This is a genomic window from Deltaproteobacteria bacterium, assembly GCA_017302835.1.
Taxonomy (GTDB): domain Bacteria; phylum Bdellovibrionota; class Bdellovibrionia; order Bdellovibrionales; family Bdellovibrionaceae; genus UBA2316.
In genome coordinates this window covers 107,868-128,275 of record JAFLCC010000008.1, presented here as the reverse complement: position 1 = coordinate 128,275, position 20,408 = coordinate 107,868, and the positions used below count along the sequence as shown (strand labels likewise).

General features: G+C 35.3%; 14 protein-coding genes and 1 pseudogene. 3 read left to right on the top strand and 12 right to left on the bottom strand.

Annotation, left to right across the window (positions count from 1 at the left end; genetic code table 11):
• Positions 1 to 12: 12 nt before the first annotated feature.
• From J0M15_10785 to J0M15_10760, 6 genes are all read right to left on the bottom strand, one after another.
• Positions 13 to 885 (bottom strand): hemolysin III family protein, encoded by an 873-nt coding sequence (locus J0M15_10785; GenBank protein MBN8537527.1) that lies wholly within the window; start codon positions 883 to 885, stop codon positions 13 to 15.
• A gap of 89 nt (positions 886 to 974) precedes the next feature.
• Positions 975 to 2,294, bottom strand: a complete 1,320-nt coding sequence (locus J0M15_10780) for a hypothetical protein (protein ID MBN8537526.1) — start codon at positions 2,292 to 2,294, stop codon at positions 975 to 977.
• A 4-nt stretch (positions 2,295 to 2,298) separates the two neighbouring features.
• Complete coding sequence (locus J0M15_10775; protein ID MBN8537525.1) at positions 2,299 to 3,180, bottom strand: M48 family metalloprotease; 882 nt, start codon at positions 3,178 to 3,180, stop codon at positions 2,299 to 2,301.
• Positions 3,177 to 3,668 (bottom strand): SH3 domain-containing protein, encoded by a 492-nt coding sequence (locus J0M15_10770; GenBank protein MBN8537524.1) that lies wholly within the window; start codon positions 3,666 to 3,668, stop codon positions 3,177 to 3,179. The genes J0M15_10775 and J0M15_10770 overlap by 4 nt, the downstream gene beginning before the upstream one ends.
• A 108-nt stretch (positions 3,669 to 3,776) precedes the next feature.
• Entirely contained in the window at positions 3,777 to 5,852 is a 2,076-nt protein-coding gene (locus J0M15_10765) for an adenylate/guanylate cyclase domain-containing protein (GenBank protein ID MBN8537523.1), read from the bottom strand.
• Positions 5,853 to 5,983: 131 nt separating this feature from the next.
• Positions 5,984 to 8,527, bottom strand: a complete 2,544-nt coding sequence (locus J0M15_10760) for an AAA family ATPase (GenBank protein MBN8537522.1) — start codon at positions 8,525 to 8,527, stop codon at positions 5,984 to 5,986.
• A 176-nt stretch (positions 8,528 to 8,703) separates the two neighbouring features.
• On the opposite strand from J0M15_10760, the gene J0M15_10755 reads away from it, so the two are divergent.
• The gene (locus J0M15_10755) at positions 8,704 to 9,507 is read left to right on the top strand and encodes a hypothetical protein (protein MBN8537521.1); all 804 of its coding nucleotides are present in this window, start codon (positions 8,704 to 8,706) and stop codon (positions 9,505 to 9,507) included.
• A gap of 191 nt (positions 9,508 to 9,698) precedes the next feature.
• Positions 9,699 to 10,763 carry a gamma-glutamyl-gamma-aminobutyrate hydrolase family protein gene (locus J0M15_10750; GenBank protein ID MBN8537520.1) on the top strand — a complete coding sequence of 355 codons (1,065 nt, stop codon included), beginning with the start codon at positions 9,699 to 9,701 and terminating at the stop codon, positions 10,761 to 10,763.
• 54 nt (positions 10,764 to 10,817) lie between these two features.
• Here the strand turns inward: J0M15_10750 and J0M15_10745 are convergent, their stop codons facing one another.
• The 3 genes from J0M15_10745 to lgt all read right to left on the bottom strand — a co-directional run bounded on the left by J0M15_10745 (position 10,818) and on the right by lgt (position 14,526).
• A complete protein-coding gene (locus J0M15_10745; protein ID MBN8537519.1) occupies positions 10,818 to 12,260 on the bottom strand; it encodes an alpha-amylase family protein in 1,443 nt (480 codons plus the stop codon).
• Between the two features lie 17 nt (positions 12,261 to 12,277).
• Positions 12,278 to 13,705 (bottom strand): AAA family ATPase, encoded by a 1,428-nt coding sequence (locus J0M15_10740; protein MBN8537518.1) that lies wholly within the window; start codon positions 13,703 to 13,705, stop codon positions 12,278 to 12,280.
• 74 nt (positions 13,706 to 13,779) lie between these two features.
• On the bottom strand, positions 13,780 to 14,526 hold the full coding sequence (gene lgt / locus J0M15_10735; GenBank protein MBN8537517.1) for a prolipoprotein diacylglyceryl transferase: 747 nt from the start codon (positions 14,524 to 14,526) through the stop codon (positions 13,780 to 13,782).
• 146 nt (positions 14,527 to 14,672) lie between these two features.
• On the opposite strand from lgt, the gene J0M15_10730 reads away from it, so the two are divergent.
• The gene (locus J0M15_10730; GenBank protein MBN8537516.1) at positions 14,673 to 16,106 is read left to right on the top strand and encodes a cyclic nucleotide-binding domain-containing protein; all 1,434 of its coding nucleotides are present in this window, start codon (positions 14,673 to 14,675) and stop codon (positions 16,104 to 16,106) included.
• Positions 16,107 to 16,124: 18 nt separating this feature from the next.
• Here the strand turns inward: J0M15_10730 and lspA are convergent, their stop codons facing one another.
• From lspA to J0M15_10715, 3 genes and pseudogenes are all read right to left on the bottom strand, one after another.
• Positions 16,125 to 16,640: a signal peptidase II gene (gene lspA, locus J0M15_10725; protein ID MBN8537515.1), complete on the bottom strand. Its 516-nt coding sequence runs from the start codon at positions 16,638 to 16,640 to the stop codon at positions 16,125 to 16,127.
• Complete coding sequence (ileS, locus tag J0M15_10720) at positions 16,637 to 19,450, bottom strand: isoleucine--tRNA ligase (protein ID MBN8537514.1); 2,814 nt, start codon at positions 19,448 to 19,450, stop codon at positions 16,637 to 16,639. The genes lspA and ileS overlap by 4 nt, the downstream gene beginning before the upstream one ends.
• A 528-nt stretch (positions 19,451 to 19,978) precedes the next feature.
• Positions 19,979 to 20,215 (bottom strand): annotated as a pseudogene (locus tag J0M15_10715) (hypothetical protein).
• Positions 20,216 to 20,408 lie beyond the last annotated feature (193 nt).

Sequence of the window (20,408 nt, the reverse complement as noted above, 5' to 3'; positions counted from 1 at the left end):
CTAACTCTTTCTTTAAAATTTATCCGAAGAAGTTTTTTCTTCATGAAAATATCTAAAAAATACTTCGTAGGTTGGTTTTTGATGATAACGTTTTTGGATTTGAGCTAAGGCTTTCTCCTTAATCTCATTTAAAGATTTTGCAGATAAATACAAACGATCATTTAAAGCATTTAAGACAAAATCATTTTCAGAATATATTTTCACATCGCATATAAATTTATCCGATATGGGATGGTCACACCATTTATAGATAAAAAGCCAGTGGCAAAAAGCCCCTAAGGTTACAAAGAAATGAAACACTTCATGGGGTCCAATGTATTGATACCACAATATGGGCCAACGAGTAAAATCAATGATGGCACCAATGGAATAGCTTAATCCGCCAAAAATAATCAATCGAGGACTATGCTGCGGATAACTTTTTCTGAATTTATAATCACTTAGTTTTCCAATCCAACCCATTCCTAAAAAAAACGAAAGCGCTAGCCATTCTGGAAAATCTTTAAAGAAAACTATTTCCAAAACCAAACCGGTAATGGCAATCGTCCAGATACACAACAAAATAAGCCATCGCCACTTTCCACGAAATAAGATGGCATGCAAAGGCGTGAAGGTTCCAGCGATTAATATCCATATACCCGCATGATCTAACCTTTGCATAACCGCTCTCGAGAGACCTTCTCTTGGTAACAAGTGAAAAACTCCACTCATTGAAAATAAAAAAATGAGGGAAAAAGCATAGACCCCTAGGGATAACACTCGCCAAGAATTCCCTCTCCCTTTGACCATTAGAAAATAACTGCCTGTGAGCGCCATCAGCGCGGTAAAAAAATGAGACCAACTACTAATTGGATCTGAAAAACCAAAGATAGGAACATTATTCATATTTAGTAAGTATTCCCATAGTTTTAAAATTTGTAAATAACCATTTTCCTGACCGCCGGTGTCGCAATCGCCTGCAATCCGCTCTAGGACTACATTTGATAGCTACCCGTTAAATAAGCTGTCATCGAGGTTCTTTCTATGTCTTGCTGAACTGTCACATCACCTACAGCCTGCCCCTTTCCTTTTCCATTTGAGTAAAGGGCTCCAAAGGACAAGGCTGAACCAGCAGAAAAAATCGTCATGCTTGCTGTCACCCCAAACATATCCACATGAGGCGGTTGATTGGCGGCATCTGAGCTAAGTTGTTTGGTATTAGCATTATTTGTATATAATCCAAGACGTATCGCCTTTTTATCTGAAAGAAAATATTCAGTCCCCATCGCTAAATTAAAAGTATCCACTGTCTTAAAGTCTTTGAACTCAGTATCGCCTGAATAATAATTTAGATCAGCAGTGAGCATTAACTGTTTTGAGGGAAAGTAGGCGGCCCCTAAGGCTACTTCTAAGGGTGACAACTCAAAAGACTTTACGGTTTGGTTCCCTTTAACCAAATCGGCACTCAAATTATATTGAAAATCCTTTGGTAGACCTGAACTCGCACTCCCATCTGCAATGGTACTGTTTTTATAGGTGCGAGTTTTAGTTTCGCCTGAAAGATGTTGAATTTTTGACAGAGTTATCCCCAATGATAATTCCTTAGTTGCCATGTACTGCATTCCTAATTTTGGATAAATTGAAAAAGTTTTTCTATTTAAAGAGGTATTCAGTATCAAAAATTTTTCCTTACTTGATCCATCTGCATTAAACTCTATCAATTGATTATCTATCATTTTTTCATCGCGAAACATTCCAAATAAAGAGATTCCCACCGTCAATCCCTCTTTGATTTTGGTGGCACCTCCGAAACCGATTCCCGTCATATTATTCTGTCTAAAAAATTTTCTTTGTAAAGATTTGGCGGCACCAGCAATTGAAGATATATCCCCCACTTCATCATCTTGATCAATAAGATCGGACTTTGGCACAATGACAGCAAAACCCCACTTATAATCTTTAAAAGTTTGCGTAAATCCAAAGAAATTAGGAATCAAACCTTTTGATTTATAAGAGTAGTTTCCATTTTTAAAAACATTTTTATACACTTCACTTGTTTCATTATAAGCATTTGCTGATAAACTAAAATAGTTTTCAAAACTAAATATAATTCCTGCTGGATTATACCATAGGCCACTGGGATCGTCAGAAATAGCTATGTAGGATCCCCCTAAACCAGACGCACGCTCACCAATAATGACATCTTTGTAGTGAAAGTCATCAGCGACGCAACAAAATTGATAAAGCACAGAAAATAGGATCAGTTTTATTTTTAAATTTACGATTAATTTTAAATTAATATTTTTTTTTATCATCAACCTATTCCATTTTAGTTAAATTTTTGAAATTCAAAGAAAATCGTTCATCAAGCGAGCTTTTATCCCATCTCAATTCAGTCGAAATCGAATTTGACTTTATCATCGCTTCAATTTTTGAGACTCTCATGTCAAAAGGTGGGTGTGTATTTTTTAAGTTGGTCGTATCGGATTTAGTTTTAAGTCTATTTAAAAGATTAATGTAATCACGTGGATCATATCCAGCTTGACTGGCAAACGACACACCATACTCGTCCGCTTCAAACTCTTGTTCTCTGTTTAACCCCGTTTTTGTTAACAGCTGAACACTTTCACCAATGGCTTGAGACATCGCGCTGCTCAGGCTCGCCTTTCCCATGGACAAAATGGAAGTCAATGTTTCAGCAAAACCAATTTGCCTGTCTTTTCGAACTGTTTTAAAAATATGCTTTTGGTTGATATGGGCGACTTCATGTCCCATAACCGCAGCTAATTCACTTTCATTTTTAATTTTTTCTAACAGACCCCTTGTTAAGAGCACGTACCCTCCGGGTAAGGAATAGGCATTCACTTCCATCGTATTCAAAATCCCGAACTTAAAAACGATTTCACTTCTACCAAACTGATAAGAGATATTATTTCCAGACAATTGAATGTATTTGTTTAAGGGTTTGTCTGAATTAAAATTTCCATAGTCTTTGATGAAATTTTCTAATAAGAGCTTCCCAAGTAGTTGCTCTTCTTGAAGTTCCTGCTCTATTTGGTTTTTTAAAGATTTGTCCTCCATCGGGTTGGACAAGGTTTTCCGTTTAGCAGCTGAACCGCTTTGATTTTTTGTATTTGACTGACAATCCATTAAGACTATCGACAGAAAGCCAAGAATTAAAAGTAATGTGAATTTCTTCATTGTTTTAATTTTCCCTCATTTTGAAAATTAAGAATATCATCTTTGCTGAAATTTTGGTTTTCTATGGACTGAATTCCTTCAAATAATTTTTGGTTGTCTTCATACCCATTTCGACTCAATTTAGTTGTTGCGTCTGTTAAACCCCTGGCAGCGCCTTTATTTTCGTAATTTAAACGAACTCTGCCCACTTTATCTGAATCTATTTTTTTTAAATTGTTAATATCTGAATTTTTTAACGGCGGCGATTTAGAAGTGAAAAGTTTGGCAATCCAACCCGTTTTTCCCTTATAGTTAACGTGATACCAAGCACCTTCCATTTTGATAATCTCCATGGAATCTCCTCTGGCCAGCTCTTCCAAAGCTTCGCTTTGCGAGTTATTTTCTTTTAAAATTTTTCCTTTAAGAACGGTGATAAAAACCACTTCTTTCGCGAAACAGACTTCAACAACAATGCTTATAATAAAAAACAATCCAAAAACCAATTTCATTCTAATTCCTCTTCAATCCAATGGATAGGCCTAGGATAATTTATTTTTTTGAAACAGAATAGAAATTAGTTAAAAAACCCGTCTAGAAATATCTACTCTTCTTAGCCCTTATTTAGAAGAAAACGTATACACTCCAGTCCAGTGACTCGGAGGATTTTCAATCAAATGGCAACATCTATCTAGCATCACCCTAGATGGTGGATCTTGAAATTTTTGAATTAACTCTTCAAAACATATTTTGGCCTCATGAAACTTGGCACTTCTATAAAAACCTAGACCTTTGGAATAGGTGTCATATAATTCTTGATCTTTTTCGGTCATCTTTGATTTTAATACAATCGGTTCATAAATGCTTGTGGCTTCTTTTTTTCCTTTTACCAAAACCCAATCAATAGGCCGACAAAATATGGAGTCTTTAATCGAACTAAATGTCGCTTCACCAATCAAAATCTCTATGCCATAATTCTTGGTCAAACCCTCTAGTCGAGAGGCTAAATTTACATTATCACCGATAACGGTGTAATCGAGTCTTTTATTGCTACCAATGTTTCCGACAATGACATTTCCTGTATTGACACCAATTCCAATTTTAAATTCCATATTATACTTTGATAAGAAATGTTTGTTTATTTCTTTTAGTTTGAACTTCATGCTCAGGGCCGAGATGACTGCATTGAGAGCATGTTTGCTGTCGTCGACCGGGGCCCCCCAAAATGCCATCACAGCATCCCCTATAAACTTGTCCAAGGTACCTTGATTGTTGAATACGACGTCTGTCATTCTAGCTAAATAGAAATTTAACATTTCGACAACTTGTTCAGGTTTAATGGTCTCTGAAAGGGTTGTAAATCCTCTGATATCTGAAAACAAAATGGTCAGCTCCTGTTTGTGCCCTACCTCTGCCGTTGGATCTATCCCTTTTTCAATTAATTGTGAGGTGACCTGAGGTGATAAGTATTTTGAGAGTGTCCCCATGATTTTTTTCTTCTGCTTGGCCTCAACTAAAGTCAGATAAAGTATCCCATCTCCATAACTTAGGAAACCAAAAATCAAAGGCGTTGCTATGGGGAGATCTATCTCGTTATTTTGGAAAAGGATTAAAGAAAAATAGATATACCCACCCATGAACAAAAGTGGAAAAATATTTTTTACGATCACATTGTTTAGGAAGATAAAACTAAGATAAATGACAATCATAAATAAGAGGGCAATTAAATATTTAGAATAAACCGGAATAGTTTTTAAATAATTGTTATTTAGAATATTTGAAATCGCCGTCCCGTGTAATAATACTCCCGGAAAATCTTTATCGATATTCGTAACCTTCAAATCCTGAAGTCCCGTAGCGCTGCCACCGATAAGGACAATTTTGTTCTCAAAGTCTTCTTTGAGTTTTTTTAAATGGGCTTCAGGATCAGAAATCTCACCCTGAAGCACGCTTAAAGAGTCTTGATAGATCTTATCGAATTTTATAGTTTTAAATAAATTTTTATGAGGATAAAAATGCAATTTAAGATTAAAATTATCATCCAAAGGAATTCTATATTTTATCACGTCATTTTCAAACAACAATAGCCGATGATCTTCAATGAGGTATGTTGGGTTGTTTACAAATTGAGATACCGCTTTGAAAGTCAATGAAGGGAACACTTCTGAATTGTACTCAAAAAACAATGGAGCAAATCGAAATAGGCCATCTGAATCTTTTGTTGTATTGACTACATGAACATGGGAAAGGCTTTCCCATAAAGGACTAAATGGTTTCGTATAGGACAAAAAATAATTATTGGACTTCGGTTGATAATTCTTTATATCAATTGAAAATGGCACTTGACTGGCGGGCAATCGATCCGCCTTATTGCCCTCAAAATTCTCGAAACTGAGAGCAAATGAAACATTTTTATAATTGGAAATAGTCTTAGCTAAAAAATCATCCTTTTCAGGATTTTTCTTATCGTTTTCTGAGTATAAAATATCCATTAATATAATTTTTGGATTTCCTTGTTCAATATATTCTATGGCATTGCTCGTAACTTCACGACTCCAAGGCCAACGACCTAACCTATCATTGAGTGAATTTAATGATTGATCGTCAATATCAACAAATACGATGTCCTTTGATGGCATTCTTTGGGGCATAAAATTCTTATACCGATAATCCAATGTCGCCCGTTCAAAATTCATTGAGGTCATTTTTAAAAATGGCTGATTCTCCCAAGCCACCAAACAAAAAGAAATCAGGACAAAACTAACTGAAAACCTTTTTAAATTTTTTAATTGCACATGATTCATCAGAATAGGAATCGGTACTTAGTTCAAAAAAGTTGAGATAATAATTCAGTCAAGGCTGTTTGCCTTTCCCTATTATCAATTTGACCAATAGCCAGGGTTAAAGCTTTTCGACTCCCGACAAAAATGGCCAATTTTTTGGCCCTGGTCATTCCTGTGTAAATTAAATTTCTAAATAACATATTAAAATGCTGCCCTAGCACTGGAATAATCACAGCTTGAAATTCACTTCCCTGACTTTTATGAATAGTTATCGCATAGGCGAGTACAAGTTCAGAAAGATCTTCTCTTTGGAAAATCACTCTTCGCTCATCGGCTCCCTGAAAAACAACTTCACAAGAAAGCTCCTCTAAATCTATTTCAGAAATTTTGCCAATATCCCCGTTAAAAATACCTAAATTATAATTGTTTCTTGTCTGAATGACTCGATCTCCGAGCCTTAAAATTTTCTCACCAAACTTTAATTGTTTTTTCTGTGGACTCTGTGGATTACACAGATCTTGCAGGCAGGAATTCAGATTCATAGTTCCCATGCTTCCACGAACCTGGGGAGTCAGAACTTGTATTTCCACCTTTGGTCCCAACCACTCAGGTATTGTTTTATGATACAATCTCAGCAGAGAATCGACGGCATTCATTCCATAGTGAAGGGAGGACCATGGATGAATATTTTTAAGAACAGAAGCAAGCTCTTCACTCCCAGACTTTGCCTGGGCCAGTTTTTCCAAATTCACATGTTTATATTTTTCAGGTATCACCAACACTGGCGCTTTAATGGATTCAACATCTACTTGTTCTGGCCGATAGAGCTTATCAACCTCGACTCCGGATAAGGAGCTTTGCACACGTCCGATCCAAGACTCGCCCTGCCTCAGCAAAACGCCGCCTTCCTTATTTCTTGCAGCCTCCATTAAATATTTGGCCTTTTGAATAAATTGAATTTGATCTTTCGTGGCCTCGTCCGCATCTAGAAATAAACAATCATTTCCCTCCTTAAACCCAGAGGGATGAGTTAATGGAGATAATATTTTTGGAACCGATCCCATATTGATTTCATGGGCGAAACGAATAATCGACGAGGCTTGAGCTTGTCTAAAAACCTGTGTGAGTTTAAATCTGGGAACCCCTTCCGTTTTGAGTAAATCAGATAAGACATTTCCCGCACCAACTGCTGGTAATTGATCTGGGTCACCAATAAATAAAACTTGAGCCCCAAAGGGTATTGCTTTGAATAAGGAGGCCGACAAACTGATATCCAGCATCGACACTTCGTCCACAATTAAAAAATCACAAACCAAGGGCTCTTTTTCATTTTTCTTAAAACCTCCCACATCAGGGGTCCACTCTAAAAGTCGATGAATCGTTTTGGCCTCCATCCCAATAACTTCCGTCATACGTTGGGCTGCCCGACCCGTTGGAGCTGCCAGCAGAATTCTTTTTTTCATGGAATTTAATAACTGCGCTAGCACTTTGGTTGTTGTTGTTTTTCCACAACCAGGACCACCAGTCAAAATCGAAAACGATTTTTCAGCAATACCACAAACAGCTTGGCTTTGCTGATCGCTCAATAGAATTTCAAATTTCTGGCAATACTTTGATACCCAGGTTTGAACTCGATCCTTATCAACTTGAATTTTCGTTCTTAATAATTCAGTTAGTTTTTTAGTTGTCGTTAATTCATCGAAATAAAGAGTTTTAGAGTAATAACAAATCTTTAAATTATTTAATTTTCTGGATTTAATTTGATCCGATTTCAATAAATTAATTAAAATATCTAAGATGATATCTTCAGAAAGATCTTCGCGTAACAACTCGGGAGTTTTTTCTAATATTTGTTCTTGAGTTAAAAAACAATGCCCCTCGTCCCTACTTGAAGATAATACATGCTTCACTCCAGCTTCAATCCGAGGTCTCCCTTTTTTTTCAAAACCCATTGCCAAGGCAATCCTATCGGCTGAAAAAAAACCAATACCGTACACATCGTTTGCCAAACGATAGGGATTTTCAGAAACAATTTGAATCGCTTTATTTCCATAGGTCTTATAAATTTTGGTAGCAAATAAGGTACTGATTCCATAATTCTGTAAAAAAAGCATCACGTCCCGAATGGCCTTATGCTCATCCCATGAAACTCTGATTTGCTCCAATTTTTTTTCGGCTATACCTGGAACCCCTAAAAGCTCAGCCATTTTCCCTTCAAACACTTCCAAAGTTCGCTCCTTAAAGTGATTGATAATCCGTCTGGCAATCGCAGGCCCCACACCTTTAATTAATCCCGAACCCAAATATTTTTCTAGAGCTGCGGCAGTAGCTGGTTTTTTTTCAATAGCGTGAATGGCCTTGAACTGCTCTCCATGTTTTGGATGATAGGAATAAGAACCATGAAACTCCATCGTCGCCCCCGCAAAAACCTTGGCTTGATGAATCACCACTGCAATCAATTTTCCAGGATCCCGAAAAGGAGACACCTTGAGAACCGTCCAACCATTTTCAACATTGTGAAACGTAATCCTCTCAACAATACCGGTTAACCTCTCAAGCTTTTCACTGTTGTTTGGGTTATTGTTCAAAGAATCACTCCTGACTTTAAAATATTGTATATCACCAGATTGTCATCAAAGTATACGAGTGACACTCATTGCTGCCAATTTCAAAAAAATTCCTATCCAAATCATTTTAACTTACCTCGGTTATGGCAGAACATTCGCAAGCTCGATAACCGCAAGTCCCTACACAGGAGTTTTAAATGAAAAATAGTTGGTCACTGTGGATTCAAGGAAATACTATCAGAATTTTATTATTGATGACCTTTATCATTGATATTCACCCTCTACATTCAAACCCCTTATGTTATCAAATGTATCAAGATCACCATCTTGAAAGTAACCTAAGCGCCCTTTCCCCCATTCCTTCCAATACTTCCAAACCTTTTGGAATTACCAGAGAATTGCACTTTAACTTAACTGCGTCCTTCTTAGAGAGATTCTCACTTGGAATAGTAAATGAAGTTAGTGGTAAAAGCGAAGATTTCGAGCCAGTTAAGAGTGCGATTCAAAAACTAGTGAATATTGGTTTCTTACTAAGTCCCATCCATGAAGCACTCTTTTTAAAATCCATTGAATTAAGTGCTCATAAAAGCGAAACGCAGATGAGGAACCAGCTGAATCCAAATAATATTGAAGCTATTAAGACTCAGAAAACGGATTTAAACATTGTTTCTACTTCGGCTTACGTGTTTTCGGAAATTGACAAGTTATCCCGACATCAGATTGCCAGAAAAATGTTTGATATTCTTTTTAAACTTGGAAGTCCTCTTAATATAAATAGATGGGGAAATCTTTCGTCCGGGACAAGAATAGAACTGGCTTCAAAATTTATTAATGATACTGGATTAAAAATGAATCTTTATGATCTAATTGAAATTGTAAATGGTTTATCTGATTTAACATTTAAAATTAAGGAAGGTTTAATATTGGAAGTATTATATCTAACTCTTCCAGAAATTTATTTTGCATCTCGAACTCGAACAAATATTTTAACGATAGATTGAAAGCTTGGCCAACCCTTAACCTATGCTGTCTAATAAAATGACACTAAACTGTGATTTTAAATTCCATCATTTAATTTTTACATTTTAAACTCGAGTTTTTGTGAAAGATCGCGTTTATGGGGGTCTAACTTTTGCAGAGCAGAATAGTTAAATATGTAAATATATAATTAAGTAAATATGAGAATCGCAATATGAAGAAATCTTTTATATTTTCCGATAAGATGAAGGTGAATTACATTTTTGAAGAAAAATTTAAATTGGGCTATTTTCAAGAATCGTCGATTCCTTTTTTATTTTTAAAAAATTCTTTCGAGGAAAATTTTTATTATTTTCGCCGGTTTAAAATTTCAGTTACGGATATTCACTTTCGATCTTTAAAGTCTGACGCTGGTAAAGTTAAAATTGGAATTATAGCAAATTCTGTGGAGGACATGACTTTAGGTGATCGCATTGTCAGAGACTATAATTTGCTGAATAAATCTAATTGCCAAGTTTTCATCATTCCCATGGGATTTGATTGGACACTTTCCTTAGAGGATTCTGTAACCTATCAAAGATTTGTTGCAGAATATTTTGATTTACTCATATCTCTTGGTGGAGATGACATCCATCCTTCGCTTTACAATCAAAAGAATTTGTTCGCACAAAATGTTAACTTTGAAAGAGATCTTTCTGAATTCAACTTAGTTAAATATTATAAAAAATATTCTACAGGAGTTTTTCTCGGAATTTGTAGAGGCCATCAACTTTCCGCTATCATAGATGGCTTCGAATTGATCCAAGATCTCGGCGAAATTAATTCTGAATGCCTGGCAAAACATCGAAAATCCTCTAATGAGAATCCTGAATACATTTACCACTCTGTTCAGATTAACCCCTCGCTCTTATCTAGGCTTTTTGGATATAAGAATAATTCTACATTTTGTGTAAATGTTAATAGCTATCATCATCAGGCCGTCAAATTCAGTGAAAATAAAGATAGTTTCTGTGCGGCTCTAGATAAAGAACATAATGTCATTGAGGCTTTAGTTTCAAATAACCATAAATCCATAAGCGTTCAATTCCATCCAGAACTTCCAAACGAATTGAATAAAAATCACGAGTTTACGGAATTAGGCCATAGTTTTATTCGAAGAGTGGTTGCCTACGCTCGACTGCATAAGCGCTTTAAAATAAAAACAACTTCTGATATTTCACAGACTCAAGAAGTAAATTCTCAATTACCAAGTGAGCAAAAATTCAGAAAATTCAAGTAGGTTTTAAATAGAGTCCATCTAAAAATAAATGCTCAGATTTTTCTAGATAGACCTTTATCTTAACAACTTCATTCCTTTTTGAATAACAACCGCTTGCAATGGTTTTACCTCAGTTTCTAACATCCTATCCCCTGACACCCGTACTGAAGGATTTAAACATCTGGCTCTTAAAGGCTCATATCCTGGATCTAAAATATTGCAATAGCTTCCCATTTCCATCTTTGTAGGTATTCGAACTTGCCATAGGGAATTCGAGCCATTAATAAGAACCATTCCGTAGGGCCCTCTGCCAAAAGCAATTCGCTCTGAAGAATCACTCCAGAGATTACTGGCTGCAAAGTAAGAATTGGTCTGATTTCTGAATTCAACCATCTTACGTATTTCTGGCAATCGATGTTCACAAAGCCAAGGGGCCTCACAGAAGTTTCCATTAGGAGACAATATTCTTTTTACATATCCTGAGCTTTCTAAAGGTGGACCTTCGTTAAAATTTAAAAATTTATAACCAGAAAAAAGCTGAGGGTAACCATAGGGCCATGCCAGAAGAAAAACTTGCGCCAAGCTGTAAAGCTCCGGATTTTTTTGTAAAGACAAGATAAGAGGTGAGTCGATTCTTTGCAAATCATGGTTTTCAATAAATACGACGGCTGACTCTGAGGACGGTAGCATGTTATTAGGCATGATCTTAAAAAGAGAACTTAACATTTTTTTTTGAAAGGCTTGACCAATTAAAAATGGAACTTCAAATACATTCACATCACCTAAATAACTATAATCTTTATAATGAAGCCCCTCCTCGCCAAGAATTAATTCAAATATAATGTATGGGGAAAATTGAACTTTAGATAACAAATTATCCAAATCCCTCACCGAGATATGCTTAGCTGCATCCACACGAAAACCACGGACTCCCATGGAAACAAGTCGATTCAAGTACTGTACTTGTGTTTGTTGAACCTTTAGACTTGATGAATTTAAATCGGCAAGATTAACAAGTTCACAGTTTTGGACCTCATAAAGATCCTTGTAATTCACTAAATCATCATTGCCATTCCGACCACAATGATGAAAATCGTTGTTATTATAAATTCCAGGATATTCATAATGACTCACTTCAGATCCAGCAGTGCCTTTTCCTGAATCTGCGCCTGTCATGTGATTAAGTACGACATCCGCATAGATTTGCACACCAACTCGTCTACAGCGATTTATCATATCTTGAAATTCTAGCTCAGTACCTAATCGATTATGAATTTTATAACTTGCTGGTTGATAGCTTTCCCACCAGGGATGATTCTCAATCATGAGCGTCTCATTTGGTGGTGAAATCTGAACAGCTGCAAATCCCACTGGTCCTAAATAAAGTTCACATTCACGAGCGATTTCTTTCCATGGCCATTGAAATAGTTGAACCATTACCGTACGTGTGGCTTCGTTCCCATAAACAAATTGATTTAAAATTAATAAAAGTAGTATTTTCTTTAAATTAGATAACATACCTGTCCTATCTCTATTTACACAAAAAGATCATCTATTTTCAAAATATGATTAAAGTATTTAGATTGAATTAACCCTTCATCCGCTCCACAAACCGTTAGTAAAACTTTTTCAAGGACATATCCCCTTGGTATTTGTAACCGATTTGATTTCTCCTCAACAGAAGATATTACTTTTGCTGTGATGGGTTTTTGCATGTACTTTACTTCGCATAAAGTAATCACCTTGTCTGATCTTTTAAACAATAAATCAATTTGAAAACCTGTACCCTTATTATCTAACTCTTTGGCCCTATTAAAATAAGGTCCAAAAGATTCAACATATTCATCAAATTCCAATTTACTTGCTAAATACATAGCGTTTTTTAAACAAAAATTTTCAAATGCAAATCCTGACCAAACTTCCCACTTCGATTGAATGATTCTTTGAAAAAGAGGTTTATTTATTTGGTTATTTTTAATAATTCTTTGGTTTTCCTTTATAAATTTAAAATAGTACCTCACATACTCATCTGAAATTTTATATTTCTTTAACTTTGAAGTTTCTGATTTATCGAAAGGACTATAACTCATCAAAAATCCAGCTAAGGAAAGATTATCTAGATATGATTTTAAGCTTCCACTTGATTTTTTATTCAATTTTTTAGCAATTTCTTCTAATGTTAAAGGTCGAGCCACCAAAATTGCAACTATGGCCTCATAAATTTTAGGCTCTTTGAATTGACTATAAAATATTTTTTCATAATCATTAAACAGGTACCCTTCCTTTTGCAAAAAAATCTTTTCCATATTCTGTTCATAGGATTTATTGGCTGCAATTAAAGTCCAATATTTGGGCACCCCACCAAAAGTTAAATAATACTTTAGGATTTCTTCTTTACTTCTTTTTGGCAAAAAAAGCGCACACTCCTTTAAACTTAGTGGACCCAAATTTATTTCCAAATCAATTCGTCCGTATAACGCTTTAGATTTAATTACTTTTTTAACCATGTACGACGAGATGGAACCACATAAAACAAAAATAACTTTACACTTTGACCACTCTTGGTCCCAATATTTTTTAAATAAAGAAACAAGAATAGTTTTCTGTGCTGCTAACCACTGGAACTCATCTATCAGGATTACTGTCTTCTTTTTTCTATTCTTTAAGACTTCTGTCAATTTATCAAAAATATCAACCCATTCTATATTTTTAACTTTTCCCAAGAGAACATCACCTGTTTGATTTGCTAAATCTTTGGTGAACTGTCGAATTTGAATATCAGTTTGTTCGCGTTCTAATCCTTCGAATTTCAGAAAATTTTCACCTTTAAAAGCGTTCTCAATTAAAAAACTTTTTCCAATTCGTCGACGCCCATAAACACAAACAATTTTTGCTTTTTCAGTAATTAATAAATCCCTTAAAATATTTAATTCTTTTTTTCGACCAACAATCTGAGAATCCATTTCGCCTCTTTATCCGCCATTTGAGTCAGTTTAACTCAAATGGCGGATAATTGTCAATTTATATTGATTATCCGCTATTTGAGTTTGATATCTCGTAATGGCTGATAATGGCGGATTCTTCTTTTAAGAAAGAGATACAAACTCAATGAGGAAATGATGATTCCTAAACTTAACCACCCTGAAATTGAAAGTATATAAATAGGACCTCTAAAATCATCCCGGTAAAATTCCAAAATAAATCTTCCTAGACCATGTCCCAAAAGCCAGACACAAAAGAGCAGGCCTGCGAATTTCTTTTCAGGCTTCATCATATTATTTTCAATCTTGATCAATATAATAAATAAAATAAAATCCCAAAAAAAGGCATATAGCTGGGTTGGATGCCTTCCATCAACCGCCCAAGGAAAGGGACATGTTTTCCCATAGCAACAACCAGCCAAAAAACACCCAATTCTTCCTATGGAATAGTTGAACGCTAAAATAGGAGAATAGAAATCTAGAAGTCGAGGTAGAAGTTCCTTCTTTTTACATAACAAAGTATACAAAATTCCTGAAATGAGAGCTCCTATAAATCCACCAAGAAATACAAATCCACCATTCCAAAATTGAAACATTTCAACGGGTCTAGAAAAATAAAATTGTCTATTCTCAAATAAAATATGAAAAAGTCTTGCAGATAAAAATCCAGAAATGATCAGGATAAAGGTTAGATCTAGGACAAAGTTCCTAGGTAAATTGCTTTTAATACTTTTTTTAAAAACCCAAAAAAGCGTTACGGTTATTAAGATCACAAGAATCAAAAAATATGATTGCAGCTTCACTAGGCCCAAATTTAAATAAGGATACATGCTTATAACTAATCATGTTTTTCGATAAATTAATATCTGAACTAGACTTTTGCCTTCATTTTCATGATTTTTGGAAAAGAGCTCGATCAATGAGGCTTATTGAATACATAATTAATATTATGAAATTGCATCCTGTTGATATTTCAAAAGAGTTAAGAGGTTTCTCTTTTTTTTCCTCATTTAATGACGAAATGTTGCTGCAAATTTCAACAATGACAATGGAAGAAAACTTTCAAGCTGGGAACTACATACTTCGCGAAGGCGAGATCAACTCAAAACTCTACTTTTTAAGGAGCGGAGCTGCTGAAATCATTCTTGCCAATGAGGTCGTCGCCATTTTACAGACTCCCGGAGATGTTATGGGAGAGATGAGTGTTGTTTTAAAAATTCCTGTAACTTCCTCCATCCGTGCTAAGAATAATATTAGCTGTTTCGTCATCGATTCTCACTATTTTAATCATGTTCCTCAAAAAGATTTTGAAAAATTCAATGCCCTTCTTTATCGCGTCTATTCGACGGTTTTAGCCGATAGGTTGATGAAAACAAACGAAAAAGCCAGATTATTTGAGGTTGCCAACCGAGAGCTTTTTCAGGCGCAGGCAAATCTGGAGAAGACCACTGGGAAAAATGTATTATTAGTAGATCAAGACCGAAAGCAACTGGTCCTTGCAAAAATGGCCGTGGGCAGCTCTGGTGTTAAGATGGATGTCACTTCTGATCTTGAGACCGCCAAGAATCTTATCAAAATGAACAAGTATGATGCCATCATTTTTGACGAAAGCTGCAAGGACATAATCAGCGACCTGGAAAAATTAAAGAATCGCTCTAAGTTAGTTTTAATACTTTCAAAAAAAGTAGAAGACAATATACCTACACTTAAAAGTTTATCACAGATTGACAATGTGATTACGAGGGACCCTGAAGATAAGCAATTGACAATTAAAACTCTTTTAACAACTCTGAGTAAATTATTGAATGATGATATTTTTGGGATTGAAAAATATTTATCTTGGGGTGTTGACATTCAATCTAAGAAGATTGCAACAAGTTCCGAACGGCTCAACCTAAAAAATGAGATGACAGAATATTTTAAGCATTTAGGTATTCGCACTACCATTCTAGAAAAATTATTTTTAGTTACCGAAGAGCTTCTTATGAATGCCATATATGATGCTCCTGCAGATAAAAATGGCAAATCTCTATTCAATCACTTATCACGCAAGGTAGAGGTCGTTTTAGATAGTCATCAACAGTCTCAGCTTTCCTACGCCTGTGATGGAATCTATTTAGCTGTTGCGGTGACAGACCCTTTTGGAAGCTTAACCAAAAAAATTATCACTGACTATTTAGATAGTTGTTATAATGGTCAGGCTGGAACTTTAAATGAAGGTAAAGGCGGCGCCGGAAGAGGGCTACACCAAATTATTCAAAATTCAGATTTGACAATATTTAACGTAAAGCCAGGGAAGAAAACAGAAGTTATTTCACTCTTTTTTACTGAATTAAATAAAAAAGAATCCACACCCTCTTTTCATTATTTCTTTGGAAAATAGATTTTTACGGCACCGATACTAACCCGCTATTTCAATTTCTGAAGGCGGGCTTGATTTCTTTTTCTCTAAGGTCATCACCAATATTAATATACCAACACCGCAAACAATAGCCGAATCAGCTATATTAAAAGCTGGGTAAGAATATTTGTTAAAAATATGGAAATCTAAAAAATCAATAACATACCTATACTTTAACCTATCGATATAATTGCCAAGGGCGCCTCCGCAAATTAAAGATAAAGCTGAAATCTGTAAAAAATCATTGTCTTTAACTGATCTTAAAATAGTCATGATAATAATGATGGCAATCGGAGGCATCGAAAGAAAAAAGATTTCTCTAAAGGTAGGATGAGACTCAGCTAGAAAACCAAAAGCAGCACCATAGTTTCTTACATAAGTAAGATTAAAAAAATCTTTGATGACAATAACTGATTCGCTTAACTGAAATCGAGAATGAATATAAATCTTGGTGACTTGATCTAAGACAATGATAATGCAAGAAATAAGTAATAGTAGTATGTATTTTTTTTTCATATTAAAGCCTCTGTGCATTTAGGACAAATTCCAGGATACTGGTTGTTTTGACCAATTTGAGTACTATAAGTCCAACATCTAACACATTTCTCACCATCTGCTTTTGAAGCAGATACTTGAAACGTATCTTTCATTAAAATTACCTCTGAAACAATTAAAAATTCTCGCAAACCAGAAAAATCTTTTAAAATCTCAAACAAAGGTCCTTCCGATTTGATGCTAACTTTAGCTTCTAAAGAAGATCCAATAATTTTTTGAGCTCGAAGCCCCTCTAAAACTTTCTGCACTTCGATTCTCACTTCTATCAGATTTTTGAATTTGTCTTTAATGGCTTCATTTTTCCATTCAGAATTCTTTTCGGGTAAATTTTTAAGAAAAATACTCTCGGTATTTTTAAACGCATAATGAGAATAAGCTTCCTCCGCTAAAAAAGATAAAATAGGCGCCATTAAAGACATTAAGTTTTCACATACATAAAATAAAACTGTTTGTGAAGATCTTCTGGGAACTCCATTTTCTTTCCAAGTATAAAGTCGATCTTTTAACACATCCAAATATATTGAAGAAAGGGTGACCGTACAAAAAGTATTTAACGCATGATAAATCTTATAAAAATCATAATTATCATAGGCATTTTCAATTTTTTCTATCAGCTCATAAAGCTCATTTAAAGCCCAGAGGTCAATCTCTGTCATTTTATCCAAGGAAACTTTATCTTTTGCCGGATTAAAATCTGAGATCGATCCGAGTAAATACCTCATGGTATTTCGAATACGACGATAGGTTTCTGTCACCCGTGTGAGTTCATCCTTTCCACAGGATAGATCTTGTCCATAGTCCTCATAAGAAGACCACAGACGAATGATTTCGGCTCCACTTTTACTTGCAACTTCATTGGGATCGACAACATTTCCAAGAGACTTACTCATTTTTCGGCCTTGGGAATCCATCACAAAACCATGGGTTAATAATGTCTTAAATGGTGGCTCACCTTGAGTGGCCATAGAAGATAACATCGAGGTATTAAACCAGCCACGGTGTTGATCACTGCCCTCTAGGTAAATATCTGCAGGAAAGCTCATTCCAGGTCTCTTTTTTTGAACGGCGGCATGACAAATTCCTGAATCAAACCACACATCCAAAATATCTTTTCCATGCTTAAACCCTTGGCTCCCATAAGCGGCCTTTATTTTTTCATTTGTTGATTCGCATGGAAATTTTTTATTACCAAGAAACTCAATCGCTGGAGTTGAATTAAATCCTTCTATTCCTTTTTTTTCTATGACATCGGCGACTTTCATCATGACTTCAAAATCAGCCAATGGCTCGCCCGTAGCGACACAATAAAAAATAGGAATTGGAACTCCCCAAATTCGTTGCCGACTTAAACACCAATCAGGACGACTTTCCATCATGGCGCTAAATCTTGCTTGCCCCCAAGCAGGAACAAATTTAATGGTTTTCATTTTCTCTAATGTTTTTTTCCTAATCTCACTTCCCTCGATATCAATACCTAAAAACCATTGGGGAGTTGTTCGAAAAATCAAGGGTGTTTTTGATCTCCAGCAATGAGGATAAGAATGCTCAATCTCTTGAAGTTTAATTAAATGACCAGATTGTTTTAATTTTTCAACAATCAAAGGATTGGCTTTAAAAATATTCATGCCCTTCCACTCTGGCACTTCTTCTGTGAAACAACCAGCATCGTCAACAGGACATAAGACGGGCAACTGGTATTTTGCATTCACCTTAAAATCATCCGCGCCATGTCCTGGAGCCGTGTGAACACATCCTGTTCCCGCATCTAAGCTAACGTGAAGACCCAACATCACTTGGGATTTTCTTAAGATCCAAGGATGATCTGCATTTATATACTCTAACTCCGAGCCTTTATGCACCGAAGTTTCTGTAAGAAGGATCGAAGTTTCTTTTTCAAAAAATTCCTTTAATCCTTTGGCTATAACGAAATTTTCTTCACCTGACGAATTAACATCATAAGAATTAATACCTGCAGAGTAGACCCCATATTCAAAATCAGGATGCAAGCAAATACCCACATTCGCAGGAAGAGTCCAAGGAGTTGTTGTCCAGATAACAAAATAAGTATTTCCCTTAGGCGAGCCCAGTTTTTTTAAAGACTCCACATCTGTCACCTGAAATTTAACATAAATGGAAGGAGATTTATGTTGGTGGTATTCCACTTCCGCATCGGCAAGAGCCGTCTTTAGTGTCCAATTCCAATAAACGGGTTTTGATCCTCGATAAATAACTCCTTTTTTAAATGCTCGTGCAAATTCACGAATTTCTTCGGCCTCATAATCATGATCCATGGTTAAATAAGGATTTTCCCAATCAGCAAGCACACCTAATCTTTTAAACTGATCTCTTTGGTGCTTTACCCACTTAGAGGCTTCGGCTCGACAAAGCTCAAGAATTTCATGATCATTTTTTATTTGTTTTTTTTCATTTAACTCTTTCATGACTTTATGTTCGATAGGAAGCCCATGACAATCCCAACCAGGAATAAATGGAGCTCGAAAACCTTTTAATGATTTATATTTAATAATGATATCTTTTAAAGTTTTATTTAAAGCATGACCGATATGAATAGACCCATTGGCATAGGGCGGCCCATCAGGAAGAATAAAGGGAGTGTTGTTTTTATTTTTCTCTTGAATCTTTTGATAAATTTTCTTCTCTTCCCAGTCTTTAATTATCGCTGGCTCTTTAAGGTGTAAATCACCCTTCATTGGAAAAGTTGTTTGCGGTAATTTAATGGTTGATTTATAGTCAGGTATATTTTGTGTCATACTTCTTAAAGTATTTAACTTTTGTCTTTTTATCAAACAGACCACAAGCTTAGCGCAATCCGTCACTAAGAACCTTTTTCAAATAGGCTCCTAAAATAATTTTTTAGTTTTATTATAGCCCGCTTGAATTAAAAGCTTTAAGGATTCCAAATCAGAACTAAGATTTAACTGAGTTTTAACTTCTGAAATTAACATCAAAGACTTTGCATCTAAATTTTCAAGCAAAGAACAATCCCCTTTTTTTAAAACTTCATGATGAGTTTTAGATAGCTTCTCTGGATTGTTTTCTGCAGAATTACTTTCTTGAGAACGATTTTCTATGGGTCGATTTTCTAGAGAACGACTATCCAATGAATTTCCGTTCAAAGGCAGAGTGAAATCAAAATTTGTTGAAAGCCCCGCCAATTTATCTCCACCTAAAGTATTACCACCTAACTTATCACTTTCAAGAGATGGGCTTTTAAGTTTGTCATTAAATATATTTTGCTTCTGGAGATTTTGGTTCTGGATTTTTTCTTCAATGACCTCTTTATCAAACTCGCCCATCATACCAGCCAATTGTTTGAGCTCATGCTTAAAGTTTTGAATAGACGGACGTTCCAGAACACTGTCCCCATCCCGAGTGGCCTTTAAAAACAAACTTACTAAAATATCAGGCGTTGTAGCCATTTCCTTGATTGAAGATTCTTGATTTTGCAACCAAGAATATGCCTTCAAAAGAGAGTCTTTTGTGTAAGCCTGTGGGGGTAGCGGATTCATTGCCATGGGATTTAGAAACTAAGAACCAAAAGACTTTCAGTCAATAAAACTTATTAGACTTTTTAAATTAATATTGGCATTAATCATCAATAATTATTTTTTTTAAACTAATTTAAGAATTTTTCAATAAATTTCCCTTGTCTAATGACTCAAGAAATAAATTTGTCATTGACATTAGAAAATTTTGATATTTCCAGTG

Coding starts and splice junctions, on each gene's coding strand:
- J0M15_10780 (MBN8537526.1), bottom strand. CDS start 2,294: ATGATAAAAAAAAATATTAATTTAAAATTAATCGTAAATTTAAAAATA.
- J0M15_10750 (MBN8537520.1), top strand. CDS start 9,699: ATGAAGAAATCTTTTATATTTTCCGATAAGATGAAGGTGAATTACATT.
- J0M15_10770 (MBN8537524.1), bottom strand. CDS start 3,668: ATGAAATTGGTTTTTGGATTGTTTTTTATTATAAGCATTGTTGTTGAA.
- J0M15_10755 (MBN8537521.1), top strand. CDS start 8,704: ATGAAAAATAGTTGGTCACTGTGGATTCAAGGAAATACTATCAGAATT.
- J0M15_10745 (MBN8537519.1), bottom strand. CDS start 12,260: ATGTTATCTAATTTAAAGAAAATACTACTTTTATTAATTTTAAATCAA.
- lspA (MBN8537515.1), bottom strand. CDS start 16,640: ATGAAAAAAAAATACATACTACTATTACTTATTTCTTGCATTATCATT.
- J0M15_10775 (MBN8537525.1), bottom strand. CDS start 3,180: ATGAAGAAATTCACATTACTTTTAATTCTTGGCTTTCTGTCGATAGTC.
- J0M15_10785 (MBN8537527.1), bottom strand. CDS start 885: ATGAATAATGTTCCTATCTTTGGTTTTTCAGATCCAATTAGTAGTTGG.
- ileS (MBN8537514.1), bottom strand. CDS start 19,450: ATGACACAAAATATACCTGACTATAAATCAACCATTAAATTACCGCAA.
- J0M15_10765 (MBN8537523.1), bottom strand. CDS start 5,852: ATGAATTTTGAACGGGCGACATTGGATTATCGGTATAAGAATTTTATG.
- J0M15_10730 (MBN8537516.1), top strand. CDS start 14,673: ATGAAATTGCATCCTGTTGATATTTCAAAAGAGTTAAGAGGTTTCTCT.
- J0M15_10740 (MBN8537518.1), bottom strand. CDS start 13,705: ATGGATTCTCAGATTGTTGGTCGAAAAAAAGAATTAAATATTTTAAGG.